The organism is Micromonospora pisi (assembly GCF_003633685.1).
Lineage (GTDB): Bacteria > Actinomycetota > Actinomycetes > Mycobacteriales > Micromonosporaceae > Micromonospora_G > Micromonospora_G pisi.
The window spans coordinates 352885-370321 of the sequence record NZ_RBKT01000001.1; the positions used below are offsets into that span (position 1 = coordinate 352885).

At 69.7% G+C, this 17437-nt stretch carries 14 protein-coding genes; 6 read left to right on the forward strand and 8 right to left on the reverse strand.

Annotated features, from left to right (window positions below; translation table 11 throughout):
- Positions 1 to 166: 166 nt before the first annotated feature.
- Positions 167 to 922 carry a GntR family transcriptional regulator gene (locus BDK92_RS01510; protein WP_121153884.1) on the forward strand — a complete coding sequence of 252 codons (756 nt, stop codon included), beginning with the start codon at positions 167 to 169 and terminating at the stop codon, positions 920 to 922.
- Between the two features lie 343 nt (positions 923 to 1265).
- On the opposite strand, the gene BDK92_RS01515 is transcribed toward BDK92_RS01510, so the two are convergent.
- Positions 1266 to 2993 carry a thiamine pyrophosphate-binding protein gene (locus tag BDK92_RS01515; RefSeq protein ID WP_211349007.1) on the reverse strand — a complete coding sequence of 576 codons (1728 nt, stop codon included), beginning with the start codon at positions 2991 to 2993 and terminating at the stop codon, positions 1266 to 1268.
- A gap of 751 nt (positions 2994 to 3744) precedes the next feature.
- Here BDK92_RS01515 and BDK92_RS01520 point away from each other — a divergent pair.
- Complete coding sequence (locus BDK92_RS01520) at positions 3745 to 4023, forward strand: hypothetical protein (protein ID WP_121153886.1); 279 nt, start codon at positions 3745 to 3747, stop codon at positions 4021 to 4023.
- A gap of 66 nt (positions 4024 to 4089) precedes the next feature.
- Entirely contained in the window at positions 4090 to 4296 is a 207-nt protein-coding gene (locus tag BDK92_RS01525) for a hypothetical protein (protein ID WP_121153888.1), read from the forward strand.
- A gap of 7 nt (positions 4297 to 4303) precedes the next feature.
- On the opposite strand, the gene BDK92_RS01530 is transcribed toward BDK92_RS01525, so the two are convergent.
- The 5 genes from BDK92_RS01530 to frc form a co-directional block, all read right to left on the reverse strand.
- The gene (locus BDK92_RS01530) at positions 4304 to 5335 is read right to left on the reverse strand and encodes a TerC family protein (RefSeq protein WP_121153890.1); all 1032 of its coding nucleotides are present in this window, start codon (positions 5333 to 5335) and stop codon (positions 4304 to 4306) included.
- Entirely contained in the window at positions 5332 to 5910 is a 579-nt protein-coding gene (locus BDK92_RS01535; protein WP_121153892.1) for a hypothetical protein, read from the reverse strand. Before BDK92_RS01535 ends, BDK92_RS01530 begins: the two co-directional genes overlap by 4 nt.
- Before the next feature lies 1 nt (position 5911).
- Complete coding sequence (locus tag BDK92_RS01540; RefSeq protein WP_170208448.1) at positions 5912 to 7444, reverse strand: Nramp family divalent metal transporter; 1533 nt, start codon at positions 7442 to 7444, stop codon at positions 5912 to 5914.
- 146 nt (positions 7445 to 7590) lie between these two features.
- Complete coding sequence (locus BDK92_RS01545) at positions 7591 to 9759, reverse strand: acetate--CoA ligase family protein (protein WP_121153896.1); 2169 nt, start codon at positions 9757 to 9759, stop codon at positions 7591 to 7593.
- Between the two features lie 67 nt (positions 9760 to 9826).
- Positions 9827 to 11056, reverse strand: coding sequence for a formyl-CoA transferase (gene frc, locus BDK92_RS01550; RefSeq protein ID WP_121153898.1), 1230 nt, complete (start codon positions 11054 to 11056; stop codon positions 9827 to 9829).
- A 327-nt stretch (positions 11057 to 11383) separates the two neighbouring features.
- Here frc and sucC point away from each other — a divergent pair, with 327 nt between their 5' ends.
- The gene (gene sucC / locus BDK92_RS01555; RefSeq protein ID WP_121153900.1) at positions 11384 to 12562 is read left to right on the forward strand and encodes an ADP-forming succinate--CoA ligase subunit beta; all 1179 of its coding nucleotides are present in this window, start codon (positions 11384 to 11386) and stop codon (positions 12560 to 12562) included.
- 5 nt (positions 12563 to 12567) lie between these two features.
- Positions 12568 to 13455, forward strand: a complete 888-nt coding sequence (sucD, locus tag BDK92_RS01560; RefSeq protein WP_121161473.1) for a succinate--CoA ligase subunit alpha — start codon at positions 12568 to 12570, stop codon at positions 13453 to 13455.
- Between the two features lie 70 nt (positions 13456 to 13525).
- Here the strand turns inward: sucD and fdhD are convergent, their stop codons facing one another.
- Together fdhD and BDK92_RS01570 are read right to left on the reverse strand one after the other, a co-directional pair.
- Positions 13526 to 14383 carry a formate dehydrogenase accessory sulfurtransferase FdhD gene (fdhD, locus tag BDK92_RS01565; protein WP_121153902.1) on the reverse strand — a complete coding sequence of 286 codons (858 nt, stop codon included), beginning with the start codon at positions 14381 to 14383 and terminating at the stop codon, positions 13526 to 13528.
- Between the two features lie 76 nt (positions 14384 to 14459).
- Positions 14460 to 15830, reverse strand: coding sequence for an MFS transporter (locus BDK92_RS01570; protein ID WP_121153904.1), 1371 nt, complete (start codon positions 15828 to 15830; stop codon positions 14460 to 14462).
- A 257-nt stretch (positions 15831 to 16087) separates the two neighbouring features.
- On the opposite strand from BDK92_RS01570, the gene BDK92_RS01575 reads away from it, so the two are divergent.
- Positions 16088 to 17392 carry a molybdopterin molybdotransferase MoeA gene (locus BDK92_RS01575; RefSeq protein WP_121153906.1) on the forward strand — a complete coding sequence of 435 codons (1305 nt, stop codon included), beginning with the start codon at positions 16088 to 16090 and terminating at the stop codon, positions 17390 to 17392.
- Positions 17393 to 17437: the final 45 nt, after the last annotated feature.

The window sequence follows — 17437 nt, forward strand, 5'->3', positions numbered from 1 at the left end:
AGAGATTCGTACGGGTCCAACCCGACCGCGGGCAACGGCGCCAGCGCATCGACGCAGCTAAACCTCATCGTGGTGGCGCCGAGGAATTGCATCTTGGCGACTGTATGCTATGAACACATTCGGACGGGCATCGCGTCCGATCGATCCAGCAGAGCCGGAGGTTTCCATGACGGACTGGGACCCGAGCCCGCCAGCCGCCGCCAGCGGTGGACGACGGCTCGCCGCCGCACGAGCCGAGGCCCGTGCCGTACGCCAGCCGCTGGAGCGCCCCGCACCGCTACGCCAGGCGGTCTACGACGTGATCGCCGAAATGATCATCAATCGTGAGTTGCAGCCCGGCGAGCACCTCGTCGAGAACGAACTGGCGGCCCAGCTCGGTGTCAGCCGGCAGCCGGTACGCGAAGCGCTGCAGCGCCTGCACAGCGAGGGCTGGGTGGACCTGCGGCCGGCGCTCGGCGCCTTCGTGCACGTACCGACCGAATCCGAGGCGGACCAACTGCTCGCGGCCCGCACCCTGCTCGAGACCGAGTCGGCCCGGCTGGCGGCCCGCCTGGCGACGCCGGAGAACATCGAGCACCTGTGGGGGTTGCAGCGCGCCGGCGAGAAGGCGCTCAGCGACGACGACCAGGAGGGCATGGTCGCCGCCAACGCCGCGCTGCACGCGTACGTGGTGTCGATGTCGGGCAACAACGTGCTGGCCGAACTGATCGCGCTGGTCGACCGTCGGGTGCGGTGGTACTACGCGCCGATCGCGCGCTCCCGTGGTCGGGAGGCGTGGGACGAGCACGCGGCCCTGATCGAGGTGATCGCCAGCCGCAACGGCAAGCGCGCGGGCGACATGATGCGCCGGCACACCGAACGCACCCGGGAGAGCTACCACAAGCGTCGCAAGGAGGCCGCCGAGCGGGAGGCCCTGGCCTGACCCACAGCGCCCGTACCGCCACCATCCGACGCCGGGTGGTGGCGGTATTCGTTGCGCCGGGTTCGGCGCGCAGCGGCGACCACAGCCCGTTTTCCGGCTGACTCACGGCAGCCCGGCGGGGTTCGTTCCAACCGGACCGTCCGCCGTTCTCCGCCCACACGCCAGCGTCGACCGGTACGGCTTCCGCCGCGCCGGTCGACGCTGGTCCGGCCAATCCCCACTGGCCGTCGAAACAAGCTGTCCTCAACCGCAACCACTGATTCCGAATTCGGGCCGAAGGCCCCCTACAAAGGTCCGGAACCCTCAACCGCAACCACTGATTCCGAATTCGGGCCGAAGGCCCTTACTTGTACATGGTCTGGTTCATCGTGCCCGGGGCGTACGCGTCCGGGTCGACCCAGACGTTGATCAGCGACGGGAGCCCGGACTCGCGGGCCCGCTGCAGGGCGGGCCCGATGTCGGCCGGATCGCGCACCTCCTCGCCGTACCCGCCGAGCATCCGGGCGAACTCGTCGTACCGGACGTCGCCCAGGGTGTTGCCGACCCGGGCACGGGCGGCGCCGTACTTCTGCGCCTGGCCGTAGCGGATCTGGTTCATCGAGGAGTTGTTCCCCACCACGCCGACGAACGGCAGGTTGAACCGGACCAGGGTCTCGAAGTCCCAGCCGGTGAGGCTGAAGGCGCCGTCGCCGAAGAGCGCGACAACCTCCTTGTCCGGCCGCCCGTACTTGGCGGCGAGGACGAACGGGATGCCGACACCGAGGGTGCCGAGCGGGCCGGGGTCCATCCAGTGACCGGGCGACTTCGGCTGCACCACACCACCGGAGAAGGTGACGATGTCACCGCCGTCACCGATGTAGATCGAGTCCTCGGTGAGGAACTCGTTGATCTCGTGGGCCAGCCGCAGCGGGTGGATCGGGCTGGCGTCGGAGAGTTGGCGGGGCAGCCGCTTCTCGTACGCCGTGGTCTCCTCCGCCCGCAGCTCGGCGAACCAGGGCTTCCGCCCGGCGGCTCCGTTGTCGATCCGGCCCGACGCGGCCTGGGTCACCGCGGCGAGGATCGCACCCGGGTCGCCGACCAGCCCGAGATCGATGTCGCGGTTCTTGCCGACGGTGCGGTAGTCCAGGTCGATCTGCACCACGGTCGCGCCCTTCGGCAACCGGCGGCCGTAGCCCATCCGGAAGTCGAAGGGGGTGCCGACGATGATGATGACGTCGGCGTTGTTGAACGCGTACCGACGCGACAGGTGGAAGTGGTGCGGGTCTCCGGGCGGCAGGGTGCCGCGCGCCGACCCGTTCATGTAAGCGGGAATGTTCAGCGTCCGGACGAAGTCGATCGCGGCGTCACTGCCCCGCGCCGTCCAGACCTGGGTGCCGAGCAGCACGGTCGGCTTCTTCGCCTTGACCAGGATGTCGGCCAGCTGCTGGATCGCGGCCGGGTCACCGATGCTCTTGGTCGAGGCACGGTAGCGGCCAGGCTCGGGAATGGTGCAGTCGGCCAGGCGCACCTCCGCGTCGAGCACGTCACGCGGTATCTCCAGGAAGGACGGGCCGGGTGCCCCGTTGTACGCCTCCCGGAACGCCATCGACACCATGTCCGCCGCGCGCGCGGTGTGCGGCACGGTGGCGGCGAACTTGGTGATCGGCGTCATCATGTCCACGTGCGGCAGGTCCTGCAGCGAGCCCATCTTGTGCTGGTTGAGCGCGCCCTGACCGCCGATCAGGAGCATCGGGCTCTCCGCGCGGAACGCGTTCGCCACCCCGGTCACGGCGTCGGTCGTACCGGGACCCGCGGTGACCACGGCGCATCCCGGCTTGCCGGTGGCGCGGGCGTAGCCGTCGGCCGCGTGGGCGGCGACCTGCTCGTGCCGGACGTCCACCACCGCGATGCCCTCGTCGACACATCCGTCGTAGATGTCGATGATGTGGCCACCGCAGAGGGTGAAGATGACGTCGACGCCCTCGGCCTTGAGCGCCTTGGCCACCAGGTGCCCACCGGAGATTCGCTCCGGGTCACGACTCGGTTCGGCCAGGATCGGGTCCACGACGGGTTCGGTCGCGGTCTGAACCATGTTTCTCAACTCCCTTGAGTCGCCGCCGGCGACCTGCGCACGGTGACGCGACGGGTCCGGCGGTGTTGGGCTGGAAAACTGCTCCGGGACGTACGCGGGCGCGGCGCGGCGGGCGCGCACGGCGCACGGCTCCACATCGGCTGCTCGACCAGGGCAACCTCCCCTGTCCACGGGTGAGCACGGTCGTACGCCGGTGGCCGGGACGGGCCGACCGGCACGGGCCGCGCGTGAAACACGGCGCCAACGGTGGTCGCCGCACGGGCTCGATCTCGCTGACGAGTCATGGGCTTCCTCCGCCACCCTCAAGGATTGCATACCGTATGGGGTAGGCAATATCGTGGCCCATGTAACAGCGGAGTGTCTAGGGGGTAGCAGAAGGTTTTCCGCAGGAGCGGTAGCCGTCTCCCTCCGGTCTCCCCCGGGGCGAAACGACGCGGTGCGTGATATCCGGCCGGACCACACTCGCCGGTTGCGCCCGGCGCACCTCCCGCCACCATGGACAAGCTGGATCAACAACGTGGCACCGGAGAGCACGAAGTTTGGCCCGCCGTCACTGGGGGTAGGGGAACCAACCAGGACCACCGCGCGGGTGTCCAGCAGGGAGGGTCCTCTCCGGACCCGACGGAGCGAGCGCCACGACCCGGCGACGAGCGTCGTGGCCTTGGTCACTGAATCAAATTTTGCATACAAAAGCCTGTATGCTGGAGCCCAGGCGGGGTCACGGGAATCGAGCAAGAAGCAGGTCTGAGCGGTGAACGGAACCACTTCCCACACGACCACCCCACCCGGCTGGCGCCGAACCACCGGCACGCCACCGGAGTCGACCGCTCGCACCACCGGTCAGCGGCGGGCCCAGCACACCCCGGCGGCCCAGCGGCAGGACATCAGCTGCCGCGCCGAAGACCGGACCCGGATCAACACCACAACGCCCGAGGGCCCGAGCCTCGCGGCCCGAGCCCTCGGCGACCACATCGTGCACCCGCGCCCGTCCCCTGGTGGCAACGGAGCAGCCAGCAACAGACGCGCGTGACGGTGCGCACCCTCCCACGGGGCGTCGTCCCGCGGGAACGCCAATAACCATCGAGGTGAGAAGGTCATGGCAACCCAAGGAGAGTTCGTTCGTTTCCTCAACCGAATCCAGCGCGGACTCAATCTTCCGCGTGGATTCAACGCCGACGGTCGTACCCTCGGGCTCGGCCTGGCGCTCGCGCTGGAATCCCAGCGGCGGGCCACCCGGCCGAGCGACGAGGAGATCGCGCGGCTGCTGAACGAGCACACCGAGAACGACCTGGTCAAGGTGTGACAACCACTCAGGACGCGTCACGTTCCGCCATGGCGACCTCCGGCGTACGTGGCTGATCGTCCGTCGTACCGGTCGGGACGGCGGTGGGCTGGGGGGCCCGCTGTCCGTCCCGCCGGGTCTTCAGGAGGCTGGCGACGGTGGTGACCAGCAGGGTTCCGATGATCACCGCGAGTGAGGCGAGGATCGGCACCTCCGGAGCCCAACCGACACCGTCGTGGTGCAGTGCCTCCAGCACGAGCTTGACGCCGATGAACGCCAGGATCAGCGCCAGGCCCTTGCTCAGATACACCAGGCGGTCCAACAGGGCACCGATCAGGAAGTAGAGCTGCCGCAGGCCCATCAACGCGAAGGTGTTCGCGGTGAAGACCAGGTACGGCTCCTGGGTCAGGCCGAAGATCGCCGGGATGGAGTCGAGCGCGAACAACAGGTCGGTGGTTCCGATGGCGACCATCACGATCAGCATCGGGGTCACCATCCGCCGACCGTCGATCCTGGTGAGCACCGACGCACCGTGGTAGCTCTCGGTCGTCGGGAGCACCCGCCGCACCGCCCGCAGTGCGACGTTCTCCGAGAACTCGTCCTCCTGCTGCGGCCCGACCAGCTTGATGGCGGTGTAGATCAGGAACGCGCCGAACAGGTAGAAGAGCCAGTCGAACCGGGTGATCGCCTGGGCGCCCGCGGCGATGAACACGCCCCGGAGCAGGAGGGCGATCACGATGCCGATCAGCAGCACCTTCTGCCGGTACTGCACCGGTACGGCGAACCGACTCATGATGATGACGAAGACGAACAGGTTGTCGACGCTGAGCGAGTACTCGGTGAGCCAGCCCGCGAAGAACTGCCCGCCGTACGTCGCGCCCGCCGTCCCGGTGAGGATGAGGCCGAAGACGACCGCCGCCATGATGTAGAAGCTCACCCACGCCACGCACTCCCGGAACGACGGGTCGCGTGGGTTGCGGGCCACCAGGTAGAAGTCGATGGCGATCATCACGAGGAAGGCAGTGATCGTCACCGCCCACACCCAGCCGGGAAGATTCATGCCCTACCTCCGGTCCGGGGCCGGATCAGCCGGCCCAACCCCTGCCCGGCACCGCGGTTCCGCCGCCGGTTCTCCTTGGCCTGCCACTGCGCCTCGGCGTGCCGGAGGTAGAAGGCGTACAACCGCTCGGCCGCCGGGTTGCCCTGCCGGATCCGGCGCAGCCAACCCGGTGCGAACCGCTCGTGCAGCCAACTGAACCCGATGGCGAACCCGAGACTCACCATCGCCTGGTAGGCGAGGAAGCCGAGCACGTCCGGCGGGAGCGCCGGCTGGCCCACGATCAGTAGGCCGGCCAGCGCCTCGTGGACGAGTCTGGCCACCGGAAACCCGACGAACCAGTAGAGCCCGGCCGGCGCGAACACGCCGGGCGTGACGATCCCCATCCCGAGCAGCACGCTGAACCCGCCACCGAGCAGCGCCAGCGGCAGCCCGAGCGCCACGCCGGTCGCGACCGCCCAGCCGACGGACTGCCCCACGATCAGGGCCAGTCCACCCGCCGCCAGTCCGGCGCTGGCACCGATCAGGGCGCCGGGTACCGCGACCTGACCGAGATCCCTCATCCGGTTGGTAGTCATCTCAACCCACTACCACGCCGAACCGGACCAGGCTGTAGACGAGCATGCCCAGGTAGAAGACCGCTCCGAAACCGATGACCAGGTTCGGCAGGATCCCCGGACGGATGGGTTTGGGCAACATCCGGTTGTTCACCAGGAGCAACACCACGCAGTAGGTGCCCATGGCGAAGGTGGACAGGAACGCCAGCACGTCGAGGATCGCGCCCGGGCCGTCGGCGGGGCCGAACAGCAGGATCAGGATCCCGAAGGTGATGACCCCCCAGAGGAAACCGGCGTACAGCTTCGACATGCTGAACCGCTTCGCACCGCGTACGAAGTGGTAGGTCATGTCCGCCTGGCCACGGGAGAAGGAGTCGAACAGGCCGAGCGTGGCGTTGAGACCGATCAGCGCGATGAAGCCGAGGAAGATGCCGCGCAGGACCGGCGCGCCGGCCGAGGCGAAGGCGTCCGCCATCGCGGTGAGGGCGACCTCCCGGTCACCGTCGCGGATCAGGTCCGCGACGCCCGGGCTCTCCCGGGCCGCGGTCTGGGCCAGCACGGTGAACGAGATGGTGACCAGCATCGTGATGCCCCAGAAGAGCAGGATGGCGTCGAAGGTCACCCACTTGCGCCAGCCCTTCCACTTGCGCATCTCGGCCGGGTTGTCGGTGTCGAACATGAACCCGCGCGACGGCATCTCCTCCTGCTGTCCGGCGGAGCGCAGCCCACGGATCTTCGGGATGTGCGCGCCCATGCCGGCACCGGAGTCGCGCAGGTGCAGGGTGTACCACATCTGCTGCATCCCGGATGGTCCGGCGAACGCGATCGCGCCGACGAGCACCGGGAACCAGGCGGCGGACATCGCCTCTTCGGGGAAGTAGCCGAACTGGAACATGCCACCGAGGGTCGAGGTGACGTCGCTCCACTGGCCGACCAGCGAGGCCGCCACCGAGGTGCCGACGACCAGCACGCCGATCAGGATGCCGAGCAGGCTCTCCAGCAGGGGGTAGATCACCGAGGCCAGGCTGAACAGGATGCCGACGACGATCAGGCCGATGCATGCTGTGACAACCCAGGGTACGCCGCTGACCTCCTCGAAGGCGGCGGCGCCGGTGGATAGGTGTCCTGGCCAGATATAGACCAGGATCGCCACCCCGAAGAAGAACCACATCAGTGGTTTGAATACTCGGGCGGCGCCGAAGAAGATGCTCTCGCCGGTGGCCATCGCGTACCGGGCCATTTCCAGCATCACGAACGCCTGCAGCGTCACACCGATCAGGAACAGCCACCGGATCTCCGGTCCGAAGACCAGGACCAGCCGGGGCCACATGTACGCCTCGCCCATGCCCACGCCGAGCGCGACGAGGAACACGGTGGGGCCGAGCAGATGGATCGAGGGCGGGGCGTCGGGCAGTTCCCGGATCGGCATCGGTTCGAGCTTGCCGGCCCGCCAGACGCGCTCCTCTCCGGCGACCTTTGTGGATGTGGTGGTGCTGGGTGGAGCGGTGGTTCCGCCCCCCTGGGGGTGGGGGGCAGGAGTGTTCGCAGCGTCCACGTTGGACCTCCTCGGGACCTAGTGGCTAGGGGGTCTGGGGGACGGAACCAGACCCCGACGTCATGTCCTGTTCGCCTCCTGGCCGCGGAGCGGTCGCTGTCGCAGGTTTCCCCTCGGCAAGACCGGTGTGCCGCGGGTGTGTCGGATCAACCGCCGGTGTTCGGGTCGGCCTCGATCAGGCCGGCGGCCCGGGCCCAGCGGTACTTCGCACCGAGTACGGCGACCGGCTTCTCCGTGGTGTACGGGTAGGCCACGATGCCGTGCCGGTACAGGTGCTCGCTGGCCTGCTCTACCTCCACGTCGCCGGCGAGCGAGGCGACGACGGGCTTGTGGATGCCCTTGGCCCGGAACTCCTCGACCACGTCGACCACCAGTTCGGCGAAGACCATCGGCGGGGTGACGATGGTGTGCCAGTAGCCGAGGATCAGCGAGTGGATGCGCGGGTCGGAGAGGCCGAGCGCGATCGTGTTCCGGTAGGTCGACGGCGGTTCGCCGCCGGTGATGTCCACCGGGTTCCCGGCCGCACCGAAGGGCGGGATGAACTTGCGGAACGCCTGGTCGAGGTCGGCCGGGATCTCCATCAGACTCAGGCCGTTGTCGACGCAGGCGTCGGAGAGCAGTACCCCGGAGCCGCCCGCACCGGTGATGATGACGACGTTCTCGCCCTGCGGTGTGGGCAGCAGCGGGATGCCGCGGGCGTACTCGAGCAGGTCGTTGAGGCCCGGGGCGCGGATGACGCCGCTCTGCCGCAGGATGTCGTCGTACACCTTGTCGTTGCCCGCCAGGGCCCCGGTGTGCGAGCTGGCGGCCTTGGCGCCCTGGTCGGTACGGCCCGCCTTGAGCACCAGGACCGGCTTGGTCTTCGACACCCGCTTGGCGGTGTCGGCGAAGGCGCGGCCGTCCTTGAGGTCCTCCAGGTGCATGGCGATCAGCTGGGTGTTGTCGTCCTGCTCGAAGAAGGTGAGCAGGTCGTCCTCGTCGATGTCGGCCTTGTTGCCGACGCCGACGATGGACGAGACGCCCATCTGTGCGGATCGGCTGAAGCCGAGGATGGCCATGCCGATGCCGCCGCTCTGCGAGGAGAGGGCGACCCCACCCTTGACGTCGTACGGGGTGCAGAACGTCGCGGAGAGGTTCTCCGGGGTGTAGTAGTAGCCGTAGATGTTCGGGCCGAGGATCCGTACGCCGTGCCGGCGGGCGATCGCGACGACCTCGTCCTGGAGTTCGTGGTTGCCGGTCTCGCCGAAGCCGGACGGGATCAGGATCGCCCCGGCCACGCCCTTGGCGCCGACCTCCTCGAGCGCCTGCGGCACGAACTTCGCCGGGATGGCGAAGACCGCGACGTCCACCGGACCGGGTACGTCGCTGATGCTCCGGAACGCCTTGCGGTCGAGGATCTCGTCGACCTTCGGGTTGATCGGGTAGATCTCACCCTGGAAACCGCCGTTGACCAGGTTCTTCATCACCGAGTTACCGATCTTGCCGGCCTCGGCGGACGCGCCGATCACGGCGATCGCGGCGGGCCGCATGATCCGGTTCATGCTGGCGAGGATCTCCTCGTCGGTGAACCGCTCCGGCGTCTTCGCCGCCGCGTCGTCGACCAGGATCCGGACGTCCACCGCGGTCGCCCCGGCGGCGGTCGCCAGCACCGGGTTGAGGTCGACCTCGGCCAGTTCCGGGAAGTCGGTGACCAGGTCGGAGAGACGCGTGATCAGCCCGGCCAGCACCTCGCGGTTGGCTGGCTCGGCGCCCCGTACGCCGCGCAGGATCTCGGCCGAGGCGATCCCGTCGATCATCGACAGAGCGGTGTCGCGGTCGGTCGGGGCGAGCCGGAAGGTGACGTCCTTGAGTACCTCGACCAGCACGCCACCGAGCCCGAAGGCGACCACCTTGCCGAAGGTCTGGTCCGTGACGGTGCCGACGATCACCTCGTGACCGGAGTTGAGCAGTTGCTGCACCTGGACGCCGACGACCTGGGCGTCAGCCTTGTACGCGTGCGCGTTGTCCAGGATGGTCTGGTAGCCGTCGGCCACCTCCGCCGGGGTCTTCAGCCCGACGAGCACGCCACCGGCCTCGGTCTTGTGCAGGATGTCCGGGGAGACGATCTTCAGCACCACCGGCAGACCGATCTCGGTGGCCAGGGTGACCGCCTCGTCCGCGCTGGTGGCAAGCCCTTCCTTCGGCGTCGCGATGCCGTACGCCTCGACCACCAGCCGACCCTCGGGGGCGGTCAGCGAGTCGCGGCCCTCGGCACGGACCTGGTCGAGGACCCGGCGTACCGCCTCGCGGTCGTAACTGGTTGCGATATCTGGCATTTCCTCGTCTCTCCTTTGGACCGTACGCTCCGCCGGTCGCGGCGGACGGCAGTGAACAGCGGGATGGTCAGATCACACCGGCGGCGCGCAGGTCGGCGACCTGCCGCTCGTCGTAGCCGAGCTCGGCGAGAACCTGGGTGGTGTGCTCGCCGAGCAGGGGCGAGCGCTCGATCTCGACGGTCGAGTCGGAGAGCTTGATCGGGTTGCCGACGGTCTTGTAGGCACCCCGTTCGGGGTGCGCGACCTCGACCACGGAGCCCAGCTCGGCCAGGGTCTCGTCCTCGATCAGTTCCTTGGTGGAGAGGATCGGACCGCAGGGGATGTTGTGGGCGTTGAGCTTCTCCATGACCTCCCACTTGGTGTGCTTCTCGGTCCACTCCTCGATCAGGGCAAATGCCTTGTCGAGTTTGGCGAGGCGCACCGCCGGGGTGTTCCAGGCCGGGTCGTCGGCGAGCTCGGGCTTGCCGATCAGCTCGGTGATCGGCTTCCAGCCCACCGGCTGGATGATCACATAGATGTAGTCGTTCGGCCCGCCCGGTGCGCAGCGCACCGCCCAGCCGGGCTGTCCGCCGCCGGAGGCGTTGCCGGAGCGGGGCACCTCGTCGCCGAAGTGCTCGTTGGGGTACTCCCCCAGCGGTCCGTGCACCAGTCGCTGCTGGTCGCGGAGCTTGACCCGGCAGAGGTTGAGCACCGCGTCCTGCATGGCCACCTGGACCCGCTGGCCACGGCCGCTGTTGGTGCGCTGGTAGAGCGCGGCCAGGATGCCGGCGACGAGGTGGATGCCGGTGCCGGAGTCGCCGATCTGCGCACCGGTGGCGGTCGGCGGTCCGCCCTCGAAACCGGTGGTGCTCATCGAGCCGGCCATCGCCTGGGCGATCACCTCGTACGCCTTGAAGTTGGCGTACCGCCCGGGGCCGAAGCCCTTGATGGAGGCGTACACCAGGCGGGGGTTGATTTCCTGGAGCCGTTCCCACGGGAAGCCGAAGCGCTCCACCACGCCCGGCCCGAAGTTCTCCACCAGGATGTCCACGCCGGCGACCAGGGAGGTGAAGATCTCCTTGCCCTGCTCGCTCTTCATGTTCAGGGTGATGCTCCGCTTGTTGGAGTTGAGCATCGTGAAGTAGAGACTGTCCACGTCGGGCAGGTCCCGCAGCTGGCCCCGGGTGATGTCACCGGAACCGGGCGCCTCCAGCTTGATGACATCGGCGCCGAGCCAGGCCAGGATCTGTGTGGACGAGGGACCCGACTGCACGTGCGTCATGTCGAGGACGCGGATGCCCTCCAGTGCCTTACCCATGAGCCAACCTCCTGTACGTGACACGCCACGTGTTGCTGATCAGGGGATTCAGACCCGAGGTGCGCTCCTCGCGGGCAGGGCCTGACCGTCGAGTCATCAGCACCCTCCGCATCCTCGGGGATTGCATACCGTATGGGGTAGGCAATATCGTGGCCCATGTAACAGCGGGGTGTCTAGGGGGTAGCAAAACGAATTCCTGCGAACCCCCCGCGGGCCGGCCTCACCTGCGCAACGCCGGGAACCCACGCCCGCTTCGCCAGTCGGCGCCCACCCGTCCCGAGTCCGGGCGCGACTTACCACGAAGGTCGAAAGAGAGGAAGGCCCTCAGTGGATCTGTTGGAGCACCAGGCACAGGATCTCTTCGCCAAACACGGCGTGCCTGTGGGTAGGTACCGCGTCGCCAGCACCGCTGAACAGGCCCGGGAGGCCGCCACCGAGATCGGCGGTCGGGTCGTGGTCAAGGCCCAGGTGAAGACCGGCGGCCGGGGCAAGGCCGGCGGCGTCAAACTCGCCGACGACCCGGACTCGGCGTACGACCGGGCGAGCGCGATCCTCGGCATGGACATCAAGGGCCACACCGTCGGCCGGGTCCTGGTCACCGAGGCCAGCGACATCGCCGACGAGTACTACGTCTCGCTCCTGCTCGACCGCTCCAACCGCTCCTTCCTCGCCATGGTCTCCCGCCAGGGCGGGATGGACATCGAGCAGGTGGCGGCCGAGAACCCGGGTGCGCTGATCCGACTGCCGGTCGACCCGGCCGAGGGGCTGACCCCCGCCACCGCCGCCCGCCTCTGCGTCGAGGCGCAACTCCCGCCCGAGGTCCACGACGGCGTGAGCGACGTACTGGTCCGGCTCTGGACCGTCTTCCGTGAGGAGGACGCGACCCTGGTGGAGATCAACCCGTTGGCGAAGCTTGCCGACGGGTCGATCCGCGCCCTCGACGGCAAGGTCACCGTCGACGACAACGCCCGGTTCCGCCAGAGCGGACACGCCGAGTTCGTCGACACCGCCGCCGCCGACCCGCTCGAGGCGTTGGCGGCCGCGAAGCACCTCAACTACGTCAAGCTCGACGGCGAGGTCGGTGTCATCGGCAACGGTGCCGGCCTGGTGATGAGCACCCTCGACGTGGTCGCGTACGCCGGCGAGGAGTTCGGCGGGGTGAAACCGGCCAACTTTCTCGACATCGGCGGTGGCGCCTCGGCCGAGGTGATGGCGAACGGTTTGGAGATCATCCTCGGCGATCCCGCGGTGCGCAGCGTGTTCGTCAACGTCTTCGGCGGCATCACCGCCTGCGACGCGGTCGCCGACGGCATCGTCCAGGCGATCGAACTGCTCACCGCCGACGGCGCCGAGATCACCAAACCGCTGGTGGTCCGACTGGACGGCAACAACGCCGAAGAGGGCCGACGCATCCTCAGCGCCGCCGCGCTGGACTGCGTACGGACCGTGGACACGATGGACGGCGCGGCCCGCCTCGCCGCCGAACTCGCCGCGAAGGGGGCATGACCGAGATGGCAATCTTCCTGACCGACTCCAGCAGGGTGCTCGTCCAGGGCATCACCGGTTCCGAGGGCACCAAACACACCCGGCGGATGGTCGCCGCGGGCACGAACATCGTCGCCGGTGTCACCCCGGGCAAGGGCGGCCAGCAGGTCGACGGCATCCCGGTCTTCAATACCACCGCCGAGGCCGTCGCCGCGACCGGTGCCGACACCTCGGTGGTCTTCGTACCGCCACGGTTCGCCAAGGCGGCGGTGATCGAGGCGATCGACGCGCGACTGAGCCTGGTGGTCGTACTCACCGAGGGCATCCCGGTGCACGACACCGCCGCGTTCTGGGCGTACGCCTGCGCGACCGGCAACCGGACCCGGATCATCGGACCGAACTGCCCCGGACTGATCAGCCCCGGGCAGTCCAACGCCGGGATCATCCCGCCCGACATCACCGGCCCCGGCCGGATCGGCCTGGTGAGCAAGAGCGGGACCCTGACCTACCAGCTCATGCACGAGCTGCGCGACTTCGGCTTCTCCACCTGCGTCGGCATCGGTGGTGACCCGATCGTCGGGACCACCCACATCGACTGCCTGCAGGCGTTCCAGGACGACCCGGAGACCGACGCGATCGTCATGATCGGCGAGATCGGCGGGGACGCGGAGGAGCGGGCCGCAGAGTACATCGCCGCCAACATCACCAAGCCGGTGGTCGGCTACGTCGCGGGCTTCACCGCCCCCGAGGGCAAGACCATGGGACACGCCGGTGCGATCGTCTCCGGCTCGTCCGGCACCGCCGCCGCCAAGCAGGCGGCGTTGGAGGCGGTCGGCGTACGGGTGGGCAGGACACCGTCCGAGACCGCCCGACTGATGCGCGAGACACTGCTGTCGCGGATGGCCACCCGGTAGCCGGGCACGAAAATTCCGGCCTCCCCCGCCGCCAGGAGGGGGAGGCCGGAAGGCTGTCGTGGTACCGGATTCAGGAGCGTGCGGGGGCCGCCGGCGCCCGATCCGCGAGCCCCAGCCGGTGCGCCCCGGTGTAGACGTTCATCGACGCGCCACGCAGGAAACCGACGAGGGTGAGTCCGTTGTCCTCGGCCAGGTCGACGGCGAGCGAGGAGGGCGCGGAGACCGCGGCGAGCGCCGGTACGCCGGCCATCACCGCCTTCTGCACCAGCTCGAACGAGGCCCGGCCGCTGACCAGCAGCACGGTACCGCGCAGCGGCACCCGACCGGAGCGCAACGCCCAGCCCACCACCTTGTCGACGGCGTTGTGCCGGCCGACGTCCTCGCGCAGGCAGAGCAGCTCGCCGGCCGCGCTGAACAGCCCGGCCGCGTGCAGGCCGCCGGTACGGTCGAAGACCCGCTGGGCGGCACGGAGCCGGTCGGGCAGTTCCGCGATCAGGTCCGGCTCGACGCGGAGCGGGTCCTGCGCGACCGACCAGGCCGCGGTGGTGCGTACCGCGTCCAGGCTGGCCTTGCCGCAGAGGCCGCAGGACGAGGTGGTGTAGAAGTTGCGCTCCAGCGACGGGTCGGGCGCCGGCACCCCGGCGGCGAGCACCACGTCGACCACGTTGTAGGTGTTGACGCCGTCGTCGGTCGCCCCGGCGCAGTAACGGATGCCGGCGACGTGCTCGCCGCGCTGCACCACGCCCTCGCTCACCAGGAAACCCGCCGCCAGGTCGAAGTCGTCGCCCGGCGTACGCATGGTGATGGTGAGCGCGCGCCCGTTGACCCGGATCTCCAACGGTTCCTCGGCCACCAGGGTGTCCACCGGTTCGGTGACCGTCCCGTCGACCACCCGTACCACCCGACGCCGACTTGTCACGCGTCCCATCCGCCACCACCCATCAGTAGATCCGGTTCCGGTCCGTGTCCCGGACCGGGCCGGCGCGCGCCGGTGACCGGGACGGTCACAGCTCGTCGGGACGCAGCCGGGGCAGGACCGACAGGGTCGGCCGGCCCGGTTGGCGCATCCCGCTCGTCAACAGTGCACCGAACAGGCCGAGACAGCCAGCCGCGACGAAGGCCGCGATCGCACCGGGCGCACCGGTCACCAGCCCGGCCAGGCCGATGCCGGCCAGTCCGCCGACCACCTTGCCGGTGTAGACGATGCCGTAGTTGAACAGGGTCGCCTCGCCCCCGAACCAGTCCCGCACCAGGCTGACCAACAGAGAGTATCCGGCTCCGGTGCCCGCGCCCGCGAGTCCGGCGAACGCCACCACCGCCAGCACCTGCTCCGCCTCGACGGCGGCGAGCAGGCCGAACTGGGCGACCCCGCCGACCGCCAGGGCGAGTCCGAGGGTGCGGCGCCGACCGAGCCGGTCGGAGAGCGAGCTGGTGACCGCCCGGCCGATGCCGGTGGCGACGGCGAGTACGCCGATCGAGGCCACGATGAGCAACGGCTGCTCGACCCGGTGATGGGCGAACCCGACCAGGTACGCGATGTCGAACAGGGCCATCGCGGCGGTCAGCACGACGAGGAAGAACATCAGCGGCAGCATGCCGCTGCGTACCGCCGCCCGGGGCGAGTAGGGGCGCAGGGCCGGCATGTTGTTCGGGATGCTGCGGTTGAGCCGACGGTCGACGGCCCAGCGTTGCGGGTCGATCTGCGCCGGCCACCAGTGCCGGGGCGGTTTGCGCAGCACCAGGCCGCTGACCGCGATCACGACGAAGACCGCGACCGCGGTGCTGTCGAGCACCACCGGGAGGTTCTCGATCCCCAGCACGTACGCGGCGATCACGACGAACGGGACGGCGCCGTAGCCGAAGGCCCCGCTGACCACGCCCACCATCGTGGCGGTGCGCTCGGGGTACCACTCGGTCACGGTGGCGATGCAGGTCATGTAGACCAGTCCGGCGCCGATGCCACCCAGCACCGAGTAGCCGACCAGCACCGTGGCCAGGTCCCGGCTGTGGCCGAGGGTGATCAGCGCGACCAGGCTCAGCGACGCGGCGGCGAGCATCGGTACGACGAGCCGAACCCGGACCCGGCGGTAGAGCCAGACCGCCGGTAGGGCGGTGCCCGCCTGGCAGACGATCCAGACGGCGAGCACGCTGAACGCCTCCCAGAGGGTCCAGCCGTTGGCCCGGGTGAGCGCCGGGATCGCGGCGCCGAAGCCGTACTGGAACAGGCTGATCGCCAGCATCGAGGCCCAGCAGAGCCGGAGCATCCAGATCCGGGATCGTCCCGTGAGGTCGAAGTCGGTCTCCCCGACGCGGTACCGACGCCCGTAGACGTCACGTACCTCACGCACGGGTAGGGCATTGCTGGAGTCCGGCATCCTGGCACCTCCACCTGTCACCGTGCGGCGGACGTGGTGATCAACCCGCCGGCGGCCATTGTATACAGTATGTTACGTGCACTAGTGTCTACCAGGGATGCGCGGCTGTCCAGGATCAATCGATACCCGCCCCTCGGGTCGGGCACGATGGAGGTGCCGGCGCCACCGACCGGAAGACGACGAGGAGCGCTGATGAGCCAGTTGCGGGATGGAACCCACCGAACCTCGGACGGTGGGCCGGCACAGGGCGGTCGGCCGTGAACGCGACCAGTTGGCCCGAGGCGCGGCGGGTCGCCCGCTCCGCCGGCCACCCCCTGGACCCGACCGACGTCACCCTGCCCGAGGCGCTCGGCGCCACCCTGGCCGTACCGCTGGTGGCGCTCTCTCCCCTGCCCGCGTACGACGCCGCCGCGATGGACGGGTACGCGGTCTCGGGCCCCGGACCGTGGCGGGTGACCGGTCGGGTGCTCGCCGGCGACGCCCGCCCGGTCGAACCACTGCTCCCCGGTACGGCGGTGGAGATCGCCACCGGCGCCCTGGTGCCCGCCGGGGTCGACGCGGTGCTGCCGTACGAGCGTGCCCGGTCCCGGTCCGACCGGGTGCACGGCGAGATCGAGACCGGTCGGCACATCCGGCGACGCGGCGACGACTGCCCGCTCGGCGAGGAGGTCCTGCCCGCCGGCACCCTCGTCACGCCCACGCTGCTCGGCCTCGCCGCGAGCCTCGGGCACGACCGGCTGACCGTACACCGGCGCCCCCGGGTGGGAGTGGTGGTCACCGGGGCGGAACTCCTCTCCCACGGCCTGCCCACACCGGGACGGGTCCGGGACGCGATCAGTCCGATGCTGCCCGGCCTGGTCGACTCCGCCGGCGGCGTCATCACCTGGACCACCCGGGTGACCGACGACAAGACCGCCCTGGTCGAGGCGATGTCCCGACCGGACGCCGAGATCGTCGTGGTCTGCGGCGCGACCTCGGTGGGCGCCGCCGACCACCTGCGCGGCGCGCTGGAGGCGTTGGCCGCACAGGTACGGGTGCACGGGGTGGCGTGCCGGCCCGGGCACCCGCAACTGCTCGCCACGCTGCCCGACGGCCGCTGTGTCGTCGGGCTGCCCGGCAACCCGTACGCCGCGCTGGTCGCCGCGCTCACCCTGCTCACGCCACTACTCGGTCGGCTCGCCGGGCGGGCGCAGCGGCGAGCGGTGACGGCCCGGCTGGTCGGCCCGGTCAAGGTACTCGACCGGGACACCCGGCTGGTGCCGGTGGCCCGCGAGGGTTCGGTCGTGGTGCCGGTCGGTCACGACCGCCCCGGCCTGCTCTGGGGGGCCGCCGAGGCGAACGCGCTCGCGGTCGTACCGCCGGGGTGGCAGGGTGCCGAGGTCGAACTCCTCGCACTTCCCGACGCGGACGCCGCCGCGGCGGTGGCGGTACGACCGCCCGAACCCGAGTCCGGGCCGACCCCGCCCGAGGTCGCCCCTACCGGCGCCGACGGGCCGCCCGGTGGCGTGCTGCGCCTGCCGGCGCGGACGCCGCTCGCCGTGGCGACCACCAGCGAGAACTGAGGGTCGCCACGGGCGCACGGCAACCGCCGCCGCCGCGTCGGCAAC